This window comes from Microbacterium luticellae (assembly GCF_050408645.1).
GTDB lineage: Bacteria > Actinomycetota > Actinomycetes > Actinomycetales > Microbacteriaceae > Microbacterium.
Genome location: NZ_JBNTKE010000002.1, coordinates 312,263 through 333,077 on the forward strand (window position 1 = coordinate 312,263; position 20,815 = coordinate 333,077).

General features: G+C 61.4%; 17 protein-coding genes. 5 read left to right on the forward strand and 12 right to left on the reverse strand.

Annotated features, from left to right (window positions below):
* Positions 1 to 242 precede the first annotated feature (242 nt).
* Entirely contained in the window at positions 243 to 1,592 is a 1,350-nt protein-coding gene (gene mgtE / locus ACQUSW_RS07170; RefSeq protein WP_428931607.1) for a magnesium transporter, read from the forward strand.
* Between the two features lie 6 nt (positions 1,593 to 1,598).
* On the opposite strand, the gene ACQUSW_RS07175 is transcribed toward mgtE, so the two are convergent.
* From ACQUSW_RS07175 to ACQUSW_RS07210, 8 genes are all read right to left on the reverse strand, one after another.
* A complete protein-coding gene (locus ACQUSW_RS07175; protein WP_428931882.1) occupies positions 1,599 to 2,039 on the reverse strand; it encodes a heat shock protein transcriptional repressor HspR in 441 nt (146 codons plus the stop codon).
* A gap of 49 nt (positions 2,040 to 2,088) precedes the next feature.
* Positions 2,089 to 3,078 carry a DnaJ C-terminal domain-containing protein gene (locus ACQUSW_RS07180; protein ID WP_428931608.1) on the reverse strand — a complete coding sequence of 330 codons (990 nt, stop codon included), beginning with the start codon at positions 3,076 to 3,078 and terminating at the stop codon, positions 2,089 to 2,091.
* 14 nt (positions 3,079 to 3,092) lie between these two features.
* Complete coding sequence (locus ACQUSW_RS07185; RefSeq protein ID WP_428931609.1) at positions 3,093 to 3,728, reverse strand: nucleotide exchange factor GrpE; 636 nt, start codon at positions 3,726 to 3,728, stop codon at positions 3,093 to 3,095.
* Between the two features lie 2 nt (positions 3,729 to 3,730).
* On the reverse strand, positions 3,731 to 5,593 hold the full coding sequence (gene dnaK / locus ACQUSW_RS07190; RefSeq protein ID WP_428931610.1) for a molecular chaperone DnaK: 1,863 nt from the start codon (positions 5,591 to 5,593) through the stop codon (positions 3,731 to 3,733).
* A gap of 116 nt (positions 5,594 to 5,709) precedes the next feature.
* Positions 5,710 to 8,175 (reverse strand): glycoside hydrolase family 38 N-terminal domain-containing protein, encoded by a 2,466-nt coding sequence (locus ACQUSW_RS07195; protein WP_428931611.1) that lies wholly within the window; start codon positions 8,173 to 8,175, stop codon positions 5,710 to 5,712.
* Between the two features lie 87 nt (positions 8,176 to 8,262).
* Positions 8,263 to 9,630, reverse strand: a complete 1,368-nt coding sequence (locus tag ACQUSW_RS07200) for an extracellular solute-binding protein (protein WP_428931612.1) — start codon at positions 9,628 to 9,630, stop codon at positions 8,263 to 8,265.
* Positions 9,631 to 9,812: 182 nt separating this feature from the next.
* Positions 9,813 to 10,766 carry a carbohydrate ABC transporter permease gene (locus ACQUSW_RS07205; protein ID WP_428931613.1) on the reverse strand — a complete coding sequence of 318 codons (954 nt, stop codon included), beginning with the start codon at positions 10,764 to 10,766 and terminating at the stop codon, positions 9,813 to 9,815.
* Positions 10,766 to 11,752, reverse strand: a complete 987-nt coding sequence (locus ACQUSW_RS07210) for a carbohydrate ABC transporter permease (protein ID WP_428931614.1) — start codon at positions 11,750 to 11,752, stop codon at positions 10,766 to 10,768. The genes ACQUSW_RS07205 and ACQUSW_RS07210 overlap by 1 nt, the downstream gene beginning before the upstream one ends.
* A gap of 227 nt (positions 11,753 to 11,979) precedes the next feature.
* On the opposite strand from ACQUSW_RS07210, the gene ACQUSW_RS07215 reads away from it, so the two are divergent.
* A complete protein-coding gene (locus ACQUSW_RS07215) occupies positions 11,980 to 13,527 on the forward strand; it encodes an FAD-dependent oxidoreductase (protein ID WP_428931615.1) in 1,548 nt (515 codons plus the stop codon).
* A gap of 22 nt (positions 13,528 to 13,549) precedes the next feature.
* On the opposite strand, the gene ACQUSW_RS07220 is transcribed toward ACQUSW_RS07215, so the two are convergent.
* The 3 genes from ACQUSW_RS07220 to ACQUSW_RS07230 are packed head-to-tail and all read right to left on the reverse strand — an operon-like array spanning position 13,550 to position 16,184.
* A complete protein-coding gene (locus tag ACQUSW_RS07220) occupies positions 13,550 to 14,146 on the reverse strand; it encodes a class II aldolase/adducin family protein (protein ID WP_428931616.1) in 597 nt (198 codons plus the stop codon).
* Positions 14,143 to 15,429 (reverse strand): 3-oxo-tetronate kinase, encoded by a 1,287-nt coding sequence (otnK, locus tag ACQUSW_RS07225; RefSeq protein WP_428931617.1) that lies wholly within the window; start codon positions 15,427 to 15,429, stop codon positions 14,143 to 14,145. The genes ACQUSW_RS07220 and otnK overlap by 4 nt, the downstream gene beginning before the upstream one ends.
* A complete protein-coding gene (locus tag ACQUSW_RS07230) occupies positions 15,426 to 16,184 on the reverse strand; it encodes a DeoR/GlpR family DNA-binding transcription regulator (protein ID WP_428931618.1) in 759 nt (252 codons plus the stop codon). The genes otnK and ACQUSW_RS07230 overlap by 4 nt, the downstream gene beginning before the upstream one ends.
* A 72-nt stretch (positions 16,185 to 16,256) precedes the next feature.
* On the opposite strand from ACQUSW_RS07230, the gene ACQUSW_RS07235 reads away from it, so the two are divergent.
* The 3 genes from ACQUSW_RS07235 to ACQUSW_RS07245 are packed head-to-tail and all read left to right on the forward strand — an operon-like array spanning position 16,257 to position 19,229.
* Positions 16,257 to 17,714, forward strand: a complete 1,458-nt coding sequence (locus ACQUSW_RS07235; RefSeq protein ID WP_428931619.1) for an FGGY family carbohydrate kinase — start codon at positions 16,257 to 16,259, stop codon at positions 17,712 to 17,714.
* Entirely contained in the window at positions 17,701 to 18,564 is an 864-nt protein-coding gene (locus ACQUSW_RS07240) for a hypothetical protein (protein ID WP_428931620.1), read from the forward strand. Before ACQUSW_RS07235 ends, ACQUSW_RS07240 begins: the two co-directional genes overlap by 14 nt.
* A complete protein-coding gene (locus ACQUSW_RS07245) occupies positions 18,564 to 19,229 on the forward strand; it encodes a hypothetical protein (protein ID WP_428931621.1) in 666 nt (221 codons plus the stop codon). Before ACQUSW_RS07240 ends, ACQUSW_RS07245 begins: the two co-directional genes overlap by 1 nt.
* On the opposite strand, the gene ACQUSW_RS07250 is transcribed toward ACQUSW_RS07245, so the two are convergent.
* The gene (locus tag ACQUSW_RS07250) at positions 19,182 to 20,801 is read right to left on the reverse strand and encodes a beta-N-acetylglucosaminidase domain-containing protein (RefSeq protein ID WP_428931622.1); all 1,620 of its coding nucleotides are present in this window, start codon (positions 20,799 to 20,801) and stop codon (positions 19,182 to 19,184) included. The two genes, ACQUSW_RS07245 and ACQUSW_RS07250, sit on opposite strands and share 48 nt — an antisense overlap.
* Positions 20,802 to 20,815 lie beyond the last annotated feature (14 nt).

Here is a 20,815-nt window from a genome sequence, read left to right on the forward strand (position 1 = left end):
CGAGGTGGTGCACGAATGAACGGTGACAGTCGCAGTCCCGAGCCGGACACCGCCTTTGCCTCCGCCTTGACGAGCTTCGTCTGATCGCCTGATCATCACTGTTCACGCTTTGTGCGTGAACACTCGTGAATATCTGGTGGCGCAATTTCGGTTCCGGCGCCTTCGCCCGTCCGCATTCCCATTCCTCCGGTAACGCTTCGGCGTTCCGGTATCGGCCTCCGCGCCGAGGAAGGAGCGCTTTTATGACCACTCAAGAGCTCACTGATGTCGTCGCTGATCTTGCCCAGAGCCTCTCCCGTAACGACCTGGTAGAAGCTTCACGCACGCTCGGCACACTCGACCCCCATGAAGTTGTATCGGCCCTTGAACGCCTCAACCCCCGCCAGGGCGCTGTTCTTTTTCGTCTACTGACAAAAGACCGCGCGCTGGCGGTGTTTGAAGCACTCGCCCCCGCTGTGCAGGGTGACCTGGTTCACGTGCTGCAAGACACCGAGGTCGCGGCAGTATTCGCCGACCTCGACCCCGATGACCGCGTGTGGTTGCTCGATGAACTGCCCGCATCGGTCGCACCACGCCTGCTGCGAGGGCTGCCGGTACGCGAACGCGAAATGACGGCTGCCGTACTCGGCTACCCGCAAGACTCCGTGGGTCGCCGTATGAGCCCCGAGTTCGTTTCCACGCACCCCACGCTCACTGTCGGCCAGACCATGCAGCGCGTACGCACACGACTCGACGACGCCGAAACGATCTACACACTTCCGGTGACCGACCACGGAAGAAAAGTCGTCGGCATAGTCAGCCTGCGCGACCTCATGGCCAACGACGATGACGCGGTTATCGGCGACATCATGAAAGACGTGCGCGCCGTCACCGCCAATACTGACGCCGAGTCGGCCGCCCGCGTATGTACTGACCTTGGCGTGCTGGTGTTACCCATCGTCGACAGCGAGCAAAGGCTCGTAGGAATCCTCACGCTCGACGACGCGGCAAAGATTCTGAAACAAGAAGTGACAGAAGACGTCGCCCGTCAGGGTGGTGTTGAGCCGCTGTCGCGCCCCTACCTGTCAACGCCCGTCAACCGACTCATGCGCTCACGGGTCGTATGGCTGTACGTGCTTGCGATCGGTGCAACACTCACCGTGCAGGTGCTCGCACACTTCGAAGCAACCCTGACCGAACTCACTGCCCTTGCACTCTTCGTGCCGCTACTGATCGGAACCGGTGGCAACACAGGAAACCAGGCGGCAACAACTGTGACGCGGGCACTCGCCCTCGACGAAGTACGACCCCGTGATGTGCTTCTCGTACTCTCGCGCGAATTACGCGTGGGATTCCTGCTGGGCTTATCGCTCGGAGTCGTCGGCTTCGGCATAGCCGGGCTCATCTACGGCTGGGACATCGGTGCGGTTATCGGGCTCACGCTCGTCGCCGTATGTACGGTGGCTGCCACCATCGGTGGCATCATGCCGCTGGCCGCGCGCGCCATCCGGGTCGACCCCGCAGTGTTCTCGAACCCGTTCATCTCTACGTTCGTCGATGCAACAGGACTCATCATCTACTTCTTTATTGCAAAGACTGTGCTGGGAATCTAGACGTGGCTACTGCCCCGCATCATCCGAAATGATGCGGGGCCGCCACAGCACAATGTCGGTCGAGCGACGAATCCGGCGGCCGTGGCCGACGGGAATAACCTGGCCGGTTGCACCGGCGGCAAACACACGCACACCAGGGCGGTTCGACCTCTCGGCACGCAGTTCACCCTCGAGCTCGCTCACGTGTCGACGCAGCCGCCGCACCTCATTCTCGAGTTCTAATAGGCGGGCGATGGCCGGAAGGCTCATGCCTTCGGCCGACATCTGTGCGACCTCACGCAACTGTTCAACGTTACGCACCGAGTAGCGCCTCGAACCACCCCGGGTGCGTCCCGGAACCACCAGGCCGATCCGGTCATACTGGCGCAGTGTTTGCGGGTGCATACCGGTGAGCTCTGCAGCAATGGCGATGGCAAATACCGGGGCATCCGGATCTGGATTATTCATCACTTTCTACCCCTTCGTCATAGCCATTGTCTCGTGCGATACGGCCGCTCTACGCGTTGGCCTTGTTGAGCAGTTCGTCGCGCGGGTTCTCTTTAGGCTCCAGTTCTTGGAACTTTTCCAACGCCTCTCGCGCCGCAGGGTCAAGGTGTGCAGGAACAGCGACCTCTAACTGAGCCAGCAGATCGCCCTTGCCCTTTTTGGTCGACACCCCGCGCCCCTTCACACGCAATACGCGCCCCGACGGTGTGCCAGGAGCAACTTTCAGTTTGACCGGGCCACCACCCAGCGTGGGGACTTCGATTGTTGCGCCCAGTACCGCTTCCGTAAACGTCACCGGTACGAGAACGCGCAGATTCAGCCCCTCACGAGTGAAGACCGGGTGCGGGCGAACTGTTACTGACACGACGATGTCACCGTTTTCTCCGCCGTCGGGCGAGGGACGCCCGCGGCCAGGAAGACGGATCTTTTGCCCGTCGGCCACTCCCGCAGGAATTTTGATCTTGATCGGTTTACCGTCTTCGCCCTGCAGGGTGACGGTGTCGCCGCGAACAGCGGTAACGAAGTCGAGGGTCGTGCGAGCCGTGACGTCGGCGCCCTTTTGAGGGCCACCGAAGCCACGAAAGCCGCCGGTTGGTTGCCCAAACCGGCCCGACCCGAACGACGAGCCGCCGCCCTGGTTGAACATGGCAAAGATGTCGTCGAAGTCGGCTGTCGTGCCACCTCCGCGCCCCCGGTTAAACATGCTGAAGACATCTTCGAAGCCACCGCCACCAGCGCTGTCACCCGCGGTGAAGCGAGCACCCGAACCCATGGCACGGATCTGGTCATATTCGGCGCGCTGATCTTTATCGGACAGCACCGAATATGCTTCGCTAATTTCTTTGAACTTCGCTTCCGCCTTCGTGTCTCCGGGGTTGGAATCGGGATGATACTTGCGGGCAAGTTTGCGATAGGTCTTCTTCAGGTCGGCATCGGTGACGTCTTTTGACACCCCGAGCATCTGATAGAAGTCTTTATCGAACCAATCTTGGCTGGCCATGCACCACCTCCCCGCTAGTCGGCGGGAACGGCAACGACAACCTTCGCAGGCCGCAGTTCCACCGTCCCCAGACGGTAGCCAACTTCAACAACCTCAATGATGGTTGCTTTTTCGGCGCCCGGTGTGGGCTGCTGAAAGATTGCTTCATGGTGTTGCGGGTCAAAGTCTTCGCCCGCTGCGCCATAGGCAACAACTCCGAGCTTTTCGACCAGGTTGCGCACCTTCTCGGCGATAACAGCAAAGGCTGATCCCTCGACCAGATCGCCGTGCTGATCGGCGCGGGCGAGGTCGTCGAGCACCGGCAGCAGTCCTTTGGCTGCTTCACCCTTGGCTCGTTCAATTTCGATCCCACGCTGCTCTTCTGTGCGTCGACGATAGTTGGCATATTCGGCCTGCAGGCGCTTCAGGTCGTACAGAAGTGCGTTCTCGGCATCGACAAGCGCTGCGTCATCGCCCTCTGCTTCACCCTTTTCGGCTGCGGCAAGAATGTCTTCTACTGTCAGTTCGTCGTTGCCTGCCTCGGCGTCAGCCGCACCAGATGCCGGGTCGGGCGCGGGGCCGGGGGCTTGCGCCTCCGACCCTTCGCCTGACGCTCCGACGTCCGGTTGCTGGTCGTCGCCCAGCGGTTCGTCGAAGTTTTTGTCACCCATGGTTACTTGCTTTCGTCTTCGTCTTCAACAACCTCGGCGTCAACAACATCTTCATCAGATGCTGCCTCTGTGCCCTCATCAGTGCTTGCCGATTCAGCGTTCTCTGCTGCCTCCGACTGTGCTGAAGCGTAGATAGCCTCACCCAGTTTGGCCTGGCTCTCGTTGAGCTTGTCGAATGCAGTCTTGACTGCATCGTCGTCGTCTCCGGCGAGCGCGGTCTTCAGTGCATCGACGTCTGCCTTGACACTGTCTTTCACGTCGTCGGGCAGCTTCTCATCGTTTTCGTTGATGAGTTTTTCAATCGAGTAGGCCAGGGTCTCTGCCTGGTTGCGGGTGTCGGCAGCTTCGCGACGCTTCTTGTCTTCTTCGGCGTGCTCTTCTGCTTCGCGCACCATGCGCTCGATGTCTTCCTTCGCCAGTGAAGAGCCGCCGGTGATGGTCATCGACTGTTCCTTACCGGTGCCCTTGTCTTTCGCCGAGACGTGAACGATACCGTTCGCGTCGATATCGAAGGTGACTTCGATCTGCGGCAGGCCGCGGGGAGCAGGAGCAATGCCGGTCAGTTCGAAGGTGCCCAGCGGCTTGTTGTCGCGGGTGAACTCACGCTCACCCTGGAACACCTGGATCGCCACCGACGGCTGGTTGTCGTCGGCGGTGGTGAAGGTTTCGCTGCGCTTGGTGGGGATAGCGGTGTTGCGCTCGATGAGCTTGGTCATAATGCCGCCCTTGGTTTCAATACCAAGGCTCAGCGGGGTGACGTCGATGAGCAGAACGTCTTTACGCTCACCCTTCAGCACGCCGGCCTGCAGGGCTGCACCGACGGCAACGACCTCGTCGGGGTTGACGCCCTTGTTGGCATCGCGACCGGTCTCGCCCTTCACAAGCTCAGCAACCGCAGGCATCCGGGTGGAGCCACCGACCAGCACAACGTGAGCGATCTCAGAGACCTTCACGCCGGCCTCGCGGATGACGTCTTCGAACGGCTTCTTGGTGCGTGCGATGAGGTCTTTTGTGAGGTCTTCGAACTTGGCGCGCGTGAGCGTTTCGCTCAGCGAGACGGGGCCCGATTCGGTCAGCGACAGGTAGGGCAGGTTGATCGATGTGCTCGTGGAGCTCGAGAGCTCTTTCTTGGCCTGCTCGGCTGCTTCTTTCAGACGCTGCAGGGCGATCTTGTCGCCGGAGACGTCGACACCCGTGGTGTCTTTGAACTGCTTGCTGAGGTATTCAACAACGCGGTCGTCCCAGTCGTCGCCACCGAGTCGGTTGTCGCCGGCGGTTGCGCGAACCTGAATGGTTGAGAAGTCGTCGTCTTTACCCACCTCGAGCAGCGAGACGTCGAAGGTGCCGCCACCGAGGTCGAAGACGAGGATGAGCTCGTCTTCTTTACCCTTGTCCAGGCCGTATGCCAGTGCTGCGGCAGTGGGCTCGTTAATAATGCGCAGAACGTTGAGCCCGGCAATTTCGCCGGCCTCTTTTGTTGCCTGACGCTCGGCGTCGTTGAAGTACGCCGGGACAGTGATCACGGCGTCGGTGACGGTGTCACCGAGGTATGACTCGGCGTCGCGCTTGAGCTTCTGCAGAATACGTGCAGAGATCTCTTGCGGGGTCCACTTCTTGCCGTCGATTTCGGTGTTCCAGTCAGTACCCATGTGACGCTTGACGGAAGAGATGGTGCGGTCAACGTTGGCGACAGCCTGACGCTTGGCCGATTCACCGACGAGCACTTCGCCGTCTTTGGTGAATGCGACGATAGACGGGGTTGTGCGGAAGCCCTCGGCGTTGGCGATAACTTTGGGTTCGCCACCCTCGAGAACGCTGACGACGGAGTTGGTGGTTCCGAGGTCAATACCTACTGCACGTGCCATGTGATTCTCCTTCTGTTGAAGCCTGATGATAGAAGTCTGCGGAGCGACCCAAACCTGAGCCGCGATGACTCAAGGGTACGCCGAACTTCTGAGGCTGTCAAGAAAGTTGATACGAGCTAGCTCAACTTTAGATTCACATCGGCGGATTGGCGGGCCGGAACCACCGCCGTTACCACTTCACCGCTGGCGTGGCGCACCTCGGCATGCACGGTGCGCTCGGTCACGTTCCGCAGCCGAACCCGCACACCCTCGGCTATCGGACTCAGTTCGGCAACCACGCTATCGGCAGGAGTCACCGTCAGTGGCGGCTCGGGCAAGCGCGCAGGCTGATGAGCCATGTGACGGGCCTGCAGCGGCATCCGGATGCTACTGGCCCAGCGAAGAACGTCGGTAGCCGTTACCGTCGTGGCGGGCCGGAAGCGATAGCGAAACGTTCGCGTGATCTCTTGCTTAGCCTGAAAGTTTGTAAAGTGCAGATTGTTTGCCAGCCAACTGTTGATATGACCGGCCGTGCGCACGTGCTCGCGCGCCCACATACCGGTGTAAAAGCCGCCGACCTGCACGAGTGGCGCGTCGAATGAGCCCCACAGTATTCCTGCATCACCGTCGGCCGCGACACCGATCGCGTGCTGAATGGAATACCAGTCTTTGCTCGTGTCGGGCAGCTGTTCGGTGTCGGCATGAAACACGGCACCCGCTGTTTCGAGCACAAACGTTGGTTGTGCAACAGCAAAAGGAAAGGCAACAAAAACGCTCTCCGGTGCCCTGCGCACGGGCTTGTCGATCGCGACGAGCAGCTCAATGTCTTCGGAGTCATCCGCGATGAGTAGCGTCGATGTGATGGCCGGAAAGTCTTTCGCCGTCGTTGTCCATTCAATCTCGGTAACACCGGCTGCGTAGCGCCGTGTCACGGGCCCTGTTCCCCGCGCTGTTTCGTAGTCAAACTCGGGGCCGGGGTGGTCGGGATGAAAAAGCTTGGGCGATGTGGTGATCATCGGATGCTGCGAGCCGCGCTGCACCCGCTCATCAACGACCGCACCCAGCCCGGCGCTACTGCTCTGGTCAATAATTTCTCGACCGCTCACGGTGTCGATAATCGACCGCACTCCACCGGTAGCGGGATCAACGAGCACTCGGTATCTTCCGGCATCCACTGCGCCGCGCACCTCCTGCGCCTCCGCGATAGGCGGTGACGGAAGAGCAGCGACAGAGAAAGCGCCAACATCAGCAAGAACGCGGGCGCGCCGCTTGCCCGCTACCTCGACGTCAAGGAGTTCGCGCCGAGCAGTTGCGGTGGGATTAATGACGACGATATCGCCGCCGATTTCTGCGCCCATGGTTGGGTCGACGGGCGAATGGGAGTGGACGTAGCGAAACCAGCCCTCAATTGCGAGATCGCGCGCATGGTCATAGGCGGCATAAGCAAACGCCGATGTGGCGTTGTGATGCGAGTGGTTGAACGTCGAGTGCGGCTGCGAATAGGTTTCCCAACTGCCCCACGTGTGCTCTCCATAAAGAAGCAACTGCTCGTCGATATGCGCCATAGTTTCGGCAACCTCGTGGTCGGTACGGTGCCGCACAGGCCCTCGGCGATACCCCAGCACATCAAATGCCGGTTGCGCCGTGCTCGCGGCGAGTCGCGCGAGCGACAGCGTCGCCCGTGCCGCGTGGGCGAACGTGCGTGCTTCGCGATACACCGCAACCTCTCGCGCGGTCGACCCATGACCGTGCGCCCACCAGTCGGCCCACTCACCTCGCAACACCGGAAGCTCGTGCCGCTCGGCCTGAATCTCGTCCAGCGCTTCATCGACCGTGGCGGTACGCATGGGTAGTTCCGGATGCCGCTCGTTCCACACCCGCACCACTTCAAGAAAGCGCGCTGTCGGCCAGCGGTTGTCGTTGCCGGCGTGCACGATCGCCGTCTCCCACGGATAGTCGTTGCGGCCATTGAGCTCGGTAATGAAATCGCTAATGTGGCGCTCGGCGGCGTTGGCATCACCGTCGACAATGCCCCACTCTTCGCCGAATCCGTAGTGGGTCGACAGCCATACGAATACGCGACGCCCCGAAGGTGTTTCCCACCAGAAGCCACTGGGCTGGCGCAAAGGAGGGCGGCCGTGATCGGGGTTGAGTGCCATGAGTAACCGATCGACTCCGCTATTGAGCATCAGGTCGGTCACACCCCACGACAGACCATTGACGTCACCGTGCTGCTGTGTGCGCACAGCAATGCCCTGTTGACGCACGGCAGAGAGGGCCTCATATGCGGCTTCGTATTCGGCGATGTCATTGAGCTGCGTCATATTCAGATACCCGGCAGTGACGGCAATACTCCCCCGACGCACATGGTTGACGAGCCGTTCTACGTCACCGGGAGTAGCACGCTGCAGGTATTTCAGTACGGGGCGAGCGACCTCAAATGTCCAGCGGAAAGTTTCGGCACCGGCATCCGGAAATTCATCGGCAAGATCGAGCACGCGACCAACTGTTCGCGCATGCATGTTGTCGATGATGCGCGGGCTATTGGTGTACCCGACATCATGGTGCGTGTGCGGAAGCAGAAGAATCTGTCGAATAGGCATAGCGAGGAACCTCCTGACGGATGACCGTGCAGAGCAAAGGGCGGGCCGATATTTGTCGACCCGCCCTGTGCGGAATGCGGTTGTGAACTACTGGCCTACAGCGTTTTCGTAGGCGCGCATGGCCGTCTGCTGCGCATCGGCCAGCGCTGCTTCAGGCGTCTTATCGCCCAGGAGAGCAGCGGTTACTGCGTTGTTGAGTTCGTTTTGAATCTCTTGACCCGCCGGTGAAGAGCCAAACGACTGTCCGTAGTCGAGCACGTCGTAGTAGGTGTCGATCACCTGATCAAAACCGACGTTGCCGCTCTCGATAACCCATTTGTCACGAATCGCCTGATCGGCAGACGGTGATCCGGTGAACAGACCGGTGTTAATGCCTCCGTCTGCTTCGCGCGTTTCTGCTCGGGCCTGACCCGAAGCCATCCACGCGTCGTCGGAGGTCAGGTTGATCATCCAGGCACACGCCGCGGCGGGGTTCTTCGACGAAACCGGAACAACAAACGCTGTACCGGATGCTACAGAAACAGCGTCGCCATCGGAGTTACGGAATGGCACGGCAGCCAATTCCAACTCGTCTACGTACGGCGAAAGCACGTTGGGGTACCACTGTGCGTTCACCTGCGCACCCACCTGGCCAGCAACGTACTGGTTGTCGTCACCGAAGGTATCGAAGGCATCCGTCATGCTCTTGACCGCGGCGTAGCCGCCCTGAGCGTCGGTGATCTTCTTGAGCATTTCAATACCGGCGACGTTGCTCGGGTCATCGAGTGTCGGTGCACCCTTGTCGTCGTTGAGCTGGCCACCCATCGCGAGAATCCACAGACCGCTTTGTCCTGTGGCCATCGGGTCGAAACCGAGGCGCGTCGGCACTCCGCCCGACTCCTGGTACATCTTGCCAATGGCATCAAGAAGCACATCGGGCTTTGATGTGTCGATGTCGTCGGCACTCACACCGGCTTCTTTCAGCACTTTCATATTGAGCAGGATTGCTGGCGGCTGATAGAACTGCGGCACCGCCCAGATTGCGTCTTCATAGGTCACATCATCAATGACCGACGGATACCAGTGATCACGCGGTGAAACACCCTGGGCATCAAAGCACTGGTCGAGCGGCATGATCAGATCTTGCGCGGCATATGTGGTGACATAGCGGCGGTCCATCTGCACGACGTCCGGAACATCGCCGCTGGCGAGACGGGCGGTGAACTTCTGCGAGTCGAATGCCGTTGCATCGAGTTGGATATCAAGATCACTCAACTGCTCTTCGGCAAAGTCGAGACGAGACTGACCGACGTCGTCGGCGTTCTCGAAACCCCAGGCGTTTAATACCCCGGTGGGCTCGGCGCCAAAATCGACGTCGTCGGCGACGTCTGCTCCGGTTCCGCCACCTCCGCAGCCGCTCAGCACGACGGCGGACGCCGCTGTGAGCGCGGCGATCCCTAAAATGCGCTTGCGCATGTGTCTACCTTTCGATTGGGCGGCCTCATTGCCTCCGCCGAACAAACTCCGTTGCGGCTCCGATGTGGGAACCTTCCCACATAATTTAGAGGAGCACTCCCGCGGAGGCAAGGGCTGAGGCCGCTAATTTACTTGTTTGTAACTTTTCTGTTAAGGGATCGATCTCATAGTTCTGGTGGGAGCTATCCCTTTCGCCCCTGCGTAGCCACACCCTCAATGAAGTAGCGCTGGCCAAACGCGAACATGAGAAGCATCGGCAGAGTCACGATCAGTGACGCCACCATGACGTATTGATAATCACCATGACCACCCGCCGTGGGACTGTACTTTGTCATGGCATACGCGATTCCCAGCGGAGCCGTGAACTCATCAACGGAACCGGCATTCAAATAGATCAGTGCCGCCTGCAGGTTGTTCCAGCTCGCCTGGAATTCGAAGAGGAAGACAATGACGAACGAGGGAATAGATAGTGGCATCGCGATGCGCCAGAACATACCCCAGTAGCTGGCACCATCGAGCCGCGCGGCTTCAAACAGCTCCCGCGGTAACCCGAGGAAGAATTGTCGCTGCAGGAATATATAAAACGCCGAACCAAACAGGTTCATACCCCACAGTGGCACCCACGTTCCAAGTAGACCCGTCTGCTTCCAGATGAGATAGATCGGAATCATGGTGACGGCGCCCGGCAACATCATGGTCGCCAATACCAGACCAAAAAGCAGTCCGCGGCCAGGGAACTTAAAGTACGCAAACCCAAAAGCGACGACAGAACTCGAGATGGCGACTGCCGTTGCCGCCAGCAGCGCGATGGCAATGCTATTCCACATCCAACTCAGCAGCGGCAACTGATTCCACACCTCAAGATAGTTCTCGGGCATGAACGTTTTGGGAATGAGCTTGTTGTCAAAGACTTCTCCGCGTGGCTTCAGGCTTGCCGCTAGCAGCCACGCGAAGGGATACAGAAACGCGAGGCTGACAACGACCAGAATCGCGGCGAGCACAACCCGACCCACCAGAGTTTTGGGTTGGCTGAGGCTGCGTCGCCACCGCGAACGCTGCGGCACTGTAACCACGACGGTGGCGGGATCGGTGCCGGGGCGGGTCTGCGGTGGCACCTGCTGCATGGGAGTAGACATCAACGGTCTCCTTCGTAGTAAACGAATCGGTTACCGAACTTCACCTGAATGACCGTGATGATCATGATGATGACGAAAAGCAACCAGGCCATCGCGGCAGCAAAACCGAAGTTGAACTGGCGGAACGCCTGTTGGAAGAGATAGATGGCATAGAAGAGCGAGGCCTCGGGTGAGGCGTTACTCTGATCACGCCAAAAGAGCACAAAGGCCTGGTCAAAAATTTGGAACGCAGCGATCGACAGCACGATGACGTTAAAGAACATGGCGCCCGAGATCATCGGCAGGGTGATCGCGAAGAACTTACGCACCGGCCCTGCACCATCGATCGATGCCACTTCATACAGCTCAGTGGGCACATTCTTGAGCGCTGCCAAAAAAATCACCATGGTGCCGGCAACCGCCCACAACGTCATGATCACAATGCTCGGTTTCACCCAGGCCGGGTCAACAAGCCACTGCGGGCCGCGTATGCCGAAGATACGAAGGAACTGGTTGACGGCGCCGGTATTGCCGTTGAGCAGCAAGAAGAAGACCGATGCGGTTGCGACCGCCGGCGTCATCTTGGGCAGATAGTAAACCGTGCGAAAAAACCCTGCTCCTCGCCCTACGCGCGCCAGCAGCATCGCCAACACGAGGGCAACGATGATCTCAAGAGGAACAGCCATCACCACGTAAAACAGTGTGTTGGCCAGCGATTTTCCTACGCGGGGATCATCAAAAAGATTGGCATAGTTGGCGAGGCCGACCGGGCGCGCGGTGTTGGTAGCCAGGTTGTAGTTACTAAAAGAGATATAGAGGCTGTAGACCATGGCACCGGCAGTGAAAATCATAAAACCGATGATCCACGGCGAAATGAATAGATAGCCCGCTATTGCCTCGCGCTTGTCGTACCGATCACGGGGCTTGCGTCCGAGTCGCCCACGCCGGGGCGGCCGCAGCAGCGTCTCGGTCTCCGTCGCCGGTTTCGATCGGGTAGTCAGCGTCATCGCGACCCCTTTCTTGTACGGGGGACTCGGGCGACCTCTGTGTCGTCACGCGTTTCCCGTCGAAATGTGGCATCGTTACCACATGCGTAAGACTATACGACGGGTTCTCCGCTGGACGCAACCGTCTTTCTCCTGTGGTCATGGGCTGAGGCTAAGCCGTGTGTTTCCTCGAAGCACGGGGGTTGCCATGAGCAGCGCTTCTGTGCTTAGCGCCCCGCGAGGTCATCATGACACCGTGTGACGTTGCCGTTTATGCCGCGACCTCGGCGGGCGTTTGTGCGGCGGTGTCGTCAGCACGAGCCGGGGCCACCACCGTTCTTCTCGAACCCGGCGCCCATGTAGGAGGCATGACCAGTGGCGGGCTCGGCTACACCGACGTCGGCGACGTACGCGCGCTGGGTGGCATGGCCGCAGAGTTTCGCGCGGCGGTGGCCGAGCACTATGGCGTCGGCCTCGGCCATTTCGCCGGACCCGAGCCGCACGTGGCCGAACATATTTTTCTCCGATGGCTCGACGAGGCCGGTGTCGAGGTCGTGTTCGGCGCACAGCTGGCACGTGTTGAGAAGAGCAACAGCGCGGTCGAAGCCCTCGAACTCACGGACGGCACGAGGGTTATCGCTGATGTTTTTGTCGACGCGAGTTACGAAGGAGACGTACTCGCCCAGGCAGGCGTTTCTTTTGCGGTCGGCCGCGAAGATCGGTCGCTGTACGGCGAGCGATTCGCCGGCAGGCAGGAGCTCATGCCCGGCCGCCACACAACTCCGCCGTGGATCTCGCCGTTCCGCGACGACCCCTCGGGGGTGACCGCTGGTGCGCTGCTGCCCCAGATCAAGGCCGAGCCGCTAGCCGAGGTTGGCTCTGGCGACGGCGGAGTGATGTCGTACGGCTATCGGGTGTGCCTTTCACGCGCAAGCAACCGCATTCCGTTTCGTCGCCGACCCGAATACGACGAGGATCACTGGGAACTCGGTCGGCGCATCTTTCATGCCGCAGAACGCAGTGGAAACATACAACCCGCAGGATTCTACGTCGGACTCGAGCAGAATCTACCGGGTGGAAAGGCCGATGGAAACTCTCTCGGCCCCTTTTCCCTCAGCGTGCTCGACGGCAGCGCCTGGCTCTATCCCGAGGCCGATACCGCACAGCGCGAACACATTCGCTCGCATCACCTGCACCACGCCGAAGATCTGCTGTGGTTTCTCAGCCACGATTCTGCTGTCCCGGCCTCGATCCGGAACGAAATGCAGTCGTGGGGTCTCCCGTCCGATGAGTTCACCGACACCGGCCACCTTCCGCACCAGCTGTATGTGCGTGAAGCCCGCCGCATGGTTTCCGATGTGATTCTCACAGAACACGATCTCATCGCTGGCCGCACCCCGAACGATGTCGTCGCGCTCGGCTCGTACCACCTTGATGTGCGCGAGGTGCAGCGGGCGTGGCGGTGGGCTTATGAGCATCCGGACCCGATTGCCATGGTTGTCACGGAGGGTTACCTTTCGGTGCGGGTTCCCGTGTACGGCATCGGCTATTCGGCACTCATCCCCCGGCGCGAGGAGTGCACGAACCTGCTGGTGGCCGTCTGTATTTCAGCGTCTCATATCGCGTTTTCTTCTGTGCGTATGGAACCCCAGTACCAGATGCTTGGTCAGGCGGCAGGAACCGCAGCGGCGATGGCAGCACGCCACGGAGTCGCGGTGCACGACGTCGAGACATCGGCGCTGCAGCAGCGTCTGCGCGATAATGCGGCCGTGCTTACGGTGCCCGATATACGCTGACCGACCCCGCATTGTCTGAGTTTTACCATGCCGTGTCGCTGTCGAGCACGGCGGCGTCACGGCCGTGCAATGCCAGAGTGAGCGCTGCTGCTGCTTCCATCTCTTGCGCGAGATCGACGGCGGCTGTCATGCTGCTCGCGCACACGAGGCTGCCGTGATTGGCCAGCAGAAGGCAAGCGCTGTTCTTGGTTGCCACACCGACGGCGAGCGCGAGTTTTTGCGAACCGGGTGGCGCGTACGGAACGATTTCCACTCGTCCAATCATGCGGATTCGGTACGGCGTATACGCCGGTAGTGGGTCATCACCGGGTCGGTGGCGAAGGCAGGCGACAGCGGTCGACGCCGGTGCATGCACGTGCACGATGGCGGTGTCATCCGGGCGTGACGCATACGCGGCCGTGTGCATGGCCCACTCTTTCGTCGGGCGCGGCCCCGCGCGGTGTTCGCCGTCGATGGTCATGATCGAGATATCGGCGGCGGTTATTCGAGCGAGTGACAACCCGCCGGGAGTAATAAACACTGTGTTGCCTGCCCGGATGCTGGCATTACCGGAACTGCCCGGTGATAGCCCTGCGCTCACAAGCTCTCGGCAGGCGGTGACCAGTTGTTCGGCGCTCATAGCGGCTCCTTCCAGGCGGAGGTAAAGAGGTCGGTTGCGCCGAAATTTCCTGACTTCAAGCAGAGGTCGAGCACACGGTCTGCGGTGTCGGTTCCGGTCGTCCACGCAAGGCCGGCGTCGAGCACCGTGCGCACCCGCAGGGTCGTTATGCCGAGTGCTGCGGTGACGGCGCCTGAGGTCTCGCCGCCCGCGACGAGTATGCGCCGCACGCCATGCTGCTCGACCGCGCTCACGGCAATGTGCGCGAGGGTCGCCTCCACTGCCTTGGCCGAGGCCGCGCGCCCCCACCGCTGCTGCACTTGCTCGACCTGTTCGGGGTCGGCGGTGGCCGAGACGAGCGGAACAGCACCCGTGCTCCACGCCGCTGCAGCCTGCTGCATCGCATCAGCCACGACTGCTTCGCGATCGTGAGTCATCAGTGACCCGGCATTTAGCCGGATGACCGGTCCGCGGTAGTGCGCCACCTGTGCGCGGGTTCGCTGCGAACCGCTGCCAGAAACGATGAGGCCTGGCCCCGCAACAGGCGCATGGTCGGGTCTGGACGAATCCGGCTCACGCCTGCCTGCCAGCGCAACCGCGAGCCCCGCGGCACCCGCCGTGAGCACGTTCTGCTCAGCTGCAACGGCGTCGGCGACTGCCCGTAGGTCGGAGTCATCAATGGCATCGAACAGAATGTGGCGAACCCCGCGGGTGCGCAGCATCCGGATGCTGGCATTAATTGCTTCAGCACCTTCGCGCACCGTCTCCAACGAAATGAGTGCCACCGGATGCCGCGTCTGCGGCGCAAGCAGTCGAACAATTCGAGAGTCAGTCATGGGCGTGAGCGGATGGTGCGCGAGGGATGACTGCGACAAGAGGCTGTCATCCACAAAAAGGTGCCCGCGATAGACCGTGCGCCCGACCGCGGGGGTCGCCGGTGTACCGACCGATACGGCATCGGGGCCGATGTGATCGAGCAGGGCGTCGGCGACCGGACCGATATTGCCCTCGGCTGTCGAATCAAAGGTGGAGCAGTATTTTTGGTAGATGCGGGTGGCGCCCCACCTCTGCAATGCTTGTGCGGCCGCAACACTGTCGGCAACGGCCTCGTGCGGCGCAGCGGTGCGCGTCTTCAACGCGACCACGACGCAGTCGGTCGAACCGAAACCATCGATCGCGCGTGGAGCGATCGCAGCGGGTACTCCCACGGCAATGTCAACGGAGAAGCCAAGGGAGTGCACGCCCGCGGCAACATCGCAGGCTCCCGTAAAGTCGTCGGCGATGACCCCCAGCGCGAAACTCATGGTGCGATCCTTATAGCGGCGCCGACCTTCTCAAAGGCTTGCATGTGCGCGGGGTCAATGAGCGCGTCCGTTACCACGACGTCGATAGCGCCGAGCCCCGTTATGCGTACGGGTGCTGCCGGTGCCTCATCGCCGAATTTAGAGGCGTCGGCCAGCAGCACCACCCGCTGCGACTGCGCAATAAGAACGCGTTTGATAGCGGCGTCGAGAGCGTTGGTTCCCCACAGCGCGTCAGCGGTCACGGCGGTCGCCGAAAGAAGCACGGTGTCGCAGCGTACGGTTCGCAGCATTTCTTCTGTGAAGGGTCCGGCAAAGCTGCGCGTGTCGTGTTGATAGTGGCCGCCGGCGGCAATGAGGTCGGCGGAGGGGTCGGCGGCGAGTTTTTCGATGACCGGGAGGGAATGGCTCACCACCGTTGCATTCGGGAGCAGTGGTAAGACGGCTGCCACGGTGGTGCCAGCATCGAGCGCGATAACACGCGCGCTGATGAGTTCGCGAACGGCCTCCCGCGCGATTTTTTGTTTCTGTGTTGACTGGGCGGTGCTGCGGCTGTCGAAAGGCACTCCGCCCGTGACGGTCGCACCACCTGCTACTCGGCGAACCAGCCCCTGTTCTTCGAGCAGGCGCAGGTCGCGACGCACGGTCATCTCCGAAACACCGAGCAGCTGGGCCGCCTCGGCCGAAGAGACATAGCCGCGATCGGTGATTCTCTGCTGCAGTTCGGCACGGCGTTCCGGGGCGTCGGTATAGCGCATGCATACCTCCTTCTGTCCGTTAATTTTTGCACATACTTGCATTAGTTGTTCATAAAGTAACAAACTAGACGCATGGCACTGGTGCTCGGCCTCGATATTGGCAGCACCTCGACAAAGGTGGTCCTCGTCGAGGTGAGCACGGCTGTGCACATAAAAGCAGCACACAGCGCTCCAACGCCACACACGGTAGAAGCGCTGCGTGCGGCCATTGCCGCACTGATCACGGCATGCCTTCGCAGCGCAGACAGCCCCATCGCCGCCGTCGGCATTGCATCGATGGCCGAGAGTGGCGCGGCAATTGCCGCAGACGGCACAGGCCTGACCGAACTGCTGCGGTGGGACCGCCACGTGCACCCCCGACACCTGCAGACGTTGCTTGCCGCACGCCCCGATCTCGCTGAATTCACCGGCGTTCCCGCGACGACAAAACCCGCGGCTGTGGCGCTTATTGAACTGCAGGCAGAGCACCCGACAGTACTGCGCCGGATGCAGCGCTGGATGGGCGTCGCCGACATCGCAACGCACGCACTCACCGGCGTTTTTGCCTCTGATCACACCCTTGCCGCCCGCACCATGCTCATGCAGGGCGACTCGCGGCAGTGGAATACGCAGTTGCTCGACGACCTCTCATTATCGGCCCGGATGCTGCCCGACATCGTTGCGCCCACAGAACCCGCTGGTTTCACGCACGCCAATGCCCTTGGTCTGCCGCCCGGTATTCCGGTGTATATCGGCGGGCACGATCATGCTGTGGGAGCGTGGGCTCTGGGCGCGCGCGACGAGGGCCATTCGGCCGTATCTCTCGGCACAGCCGAAGCCGTTATTCGCATCACGAAGAGTTGTGATCGCGTCGGAGCCGTGAGCGCAGGCTTCGCAGTCTCACGCACGGTCGACGACACGGCGGCAACGATCATGGGCGGTAGCCGGTCGTGCGGGGCGATGCTCACGTGGTGGAGCCAGCGGCATCCGGCTGACGACACTCTTGCGCGCCTACAGGCAGCGATTCCTACGAAATGGACCACGAGCCCACTGACGGTGCTCCCCTATCCTGCCGGTCGGCAGTGCCCGCAACCCAACCCGAACGCGACCGTTATCACCAGCATTGCTCCCGGGCACGATGATGTCGACGCCGACGAGCGCTCTCGCGCCGTGCTGCAGGCGATCATCCTGCAGTCGCGATGGATGCGCGACTATGCCGATGATCTTGCGGGTTCGCTCTCCAACCGCCTGATGGTGCTGGGCTCACTGCTCCAGCGCATTCCGGCCTGGGGCCCACTGCTCGCATGCAGCGGGATTCCCACGATCAGCACCGATGTGCACGAACCCGTTGCCGCCGGCGCGGCACTGCTCGCGGCCGTTCGGTCTGGACTTGCGCCGCACACCGCGCACCTGCCAACAACCGACATCCGGCCCTCTCAAGCTCCGGGGCTTGACGATGCTTACCAACGATTTCGGGCACTGCTGGCAACCGAACCACAAAAACACACACCAAAGGATTCACCCCTCGAGGAGAACAATGACCACCCTTGATGCACTCGCGCGCCCAGGCGGCGGTTTTGCGATGGTTGCAATGGACCAGCGTGAAAGCCTGCGCCACATGTTTGATCTGGCCGGACGTGGCCGCCCCGATGATCGCGTTCTAATCGACTTCAAAGCGGCTGTGGCCGACGCACTGGCACCCCACGCCTCGGCATTCTTGGCCGACCGCGTTTATGGTTTCGATCACGTACGCTCCGCTGTTCCGGCATCGACGGGCCTTATTCTTGCCGTCGATGCTCTCGAACAGCACGACGGCGGCCCGGTAGAAGACACCGAGCTCGATGAAGCGGCGCTCGACAATATTCCTGAGCAGGTCGTCGCCCTCAAACTGCTCGTAATCTGGCGGCGCGACGGGCGCCGCGAAGCCCGGATTCGCCTCTCGAAACGCTTCATTACCGCGGCGCGCGACCGGGGTCTCCTTTCGGTGCTCGAACCGGTTGTTCGCGCAGCATCCGGTGAGTCTGATTTCGACACGGATACCGCGATTCGTGAGGCAGCGCAAGAGCTATCGGCGCTCCAGCCCGACCTCTATAAGGCCCAGGTTCCGCTGGGCGGGCGCGGCACAGAAGACGAGCAGCGCGATGCCAGCGCCGCGCTCAACGAATGCATGGCGGTGCCGTGGGTCGTACTGTCGCAGGGTGTGGAGCGTGAGAGATTTGCTCCCGCCGTGCGCGCCGCCTGTCAGGCCGGTGCCAGTGGTTTCTTGGCGGGCCGCGCGCTATGGAGCGACGTCGTGGGGGTACCCGATGTACCGACTGCGCTGCGCGAACATTCCGTCCCTCGCCTAGGCGAACTCGCCAGTGTCGTCGATCAGCACGCATTCTCGTGGCGGGAGCACTAATGGCTCTGCGAGTTGGCGTGCTGCACACGGTACCAGCCCTGGCTCCTGCTTTTGACCGGATGCTGCTCGACGGCCCACACAAGCTTGAGATCATTCACGTGGCCGACGCGTCACTGCTTGCGCGTGCGATCGCGCACGGTATCACCGACGATGTGCGCGATGATCTCCGGCGTCATCTGCACGCTTTTCATGATTCTGGTGCCGACTACGTGCTGGTCACGTGCTCGTCGATCGGCGAAGCAGCGGTTGAAGCTGCGCGCAGCGGCCATGTTGCCGTCACCCGCGTCGACGCGGCCATGGCAGCTGAAGCGGTTTCTCGTGCCCGCGCAGGCAATGGCAGCATTGTCGTGTTGGCCACCCTGACCGCTACGCTCGGCCCCACGACGCGACTGGTCGAGGCGTGCGCCGATGCCGCGGGAGAAAACGTCACGGTGACGGCCACGGTTGTTGATGGCGCAGCGGCCGCCCGCGCCGAGGGCGATAACGAACGGCACGACGAGCTTATTCGGCAGGCCGTTGCGGCCGCCCCGCATGCGGAGGTGATCGTACTAGCTCAGGCATCGATGGCCGACGCCGTCGGCGCGGGCGCCATCGGCACCGATGCGCGCATTGTGTCGTCACCTACTTCGGGTGCCCGCGCCTTTCTCGCCGGCCTTCCCCGCTAAGACGCCCTCACCCAGCAGGCTGTCGGCGGTTGCCCGCACGAATTCTGGTATGACATCGACGCCGACTTTGGCGCTGTGAGCTTCTGCACGCTCAAGCGCGGCAGCAACTTCGACCGCCGTGGCTGTTCCTTCGTCCAGGTCGAGCGCCGCCAGGCCTGCCTTCGCCATGTCGACGGCAGCGTGCAGCCATGGCTGCAGTGACCGCGCTGGTTCTTCGTCGACGCTCACGTTTTCTAGAGCAACCCACTCGCGCAGTCGAGCCCGGAGTCGTTCGCGCGCAGGGACTGAGCCGTCTTTCGTACGGCGGGCAAGCGTTGCAAGGTCGGTCTCCATGGAGGCCGATGGCGGCCACGACGACAGCGTCGCCAGCAGGGGTTCCAATTCGGATGCTTGCGCTCCGGCGATGAGTACGCGAGCCGCACGCGCCGATCTCGCGGGCACGTAGTCGCGACTGTTCCACGCCCAGTCGGCAAAAGACGCGATGCCAAAACCGCCGGGTGAGTATTCGACCATCGGGTTCGTCCATGCTCCGCGCAGCGCCGAGCCGTGCACTTCACGGGTTCTTCCGATGAGGGGTCCGAGGAATGCCCTGCCTCGATCAAAGTCGTTGACAGGAAAGTTATCCCACAGCAGCAGACGGTCGCCAAATACCTCGGCGGCCGCGTCAATATCTTCGCGCGTGATCTCGCCGACAACAATGTCACTGCCTGTCCACCACACTCGCGCTTCGTCGGGCAACCCCGCCACGAACGCAGCGCGGTAGTCGTTGGTGTGGGTGCCGGCGTAATCCATTGCCACAACAAAAAGATCGTCGGATGCCCGGCGCCCTTCGAGCGCTGCAGCAAAGCGGCGTACGGTCATAGCGTGGGCGGTACCCAAAGGCCCTCCGCCCTCACCAAATGCTTCTTTATCGCGGGCGTGCACGGTGCGTGGGGGTACGTCGTCGAACAGCAGCGCGACATCTGGAATACCGGCATCAAGCAGCTGGCGTGCTTTCGCGGCGAGCAGTTCGTGCTCGTGTTCGTCCGAGAACACCATTGAGCAGGCGGGGTGAAGAGCCACCACCACATCGACTCCATGGCGCAGGCCCTCCTGTGCAAGGTCAACGAGTCGGGCGAGGGCCTCGGGCGGGTATGGTTCACGCCATTGATCGCGGTGATACGGGTCGTCTTTGGGTGCATAAACATAGGAGTTGAGCTTGAGTCGGCCAGCCAATTGCAGTGCTGCGCGGCGTTCATCATGCGTCCATGGTTCGCCATAGAAGCCCTCGATAATGCCGCGCCGGGCCAGGGTGGGGGCGTCGGTGATCGTCATCTCGGGCACGAATCCGGCGTTGCTATCGGCCACTTGCCTCAGGGTCGTGTATCCGTTAAGAAACCCTCGTGCATCGCGCGCCTGAAGCTCAGCTGTCTCGGCGTTGACGGTGAGAACGTAACCCTCGTAGGGCACAGCCGGGTTGGTGCGCTCGTTCATACGCACAAGAACGTCGTCGAAAAAGAAGCGTCCAGAGCCCCACCGGATGTCGCTCGGACGAGGAATAAGCATGGCAAAATTGGCGTCGTCATTGAACACATGGGAACGTTATC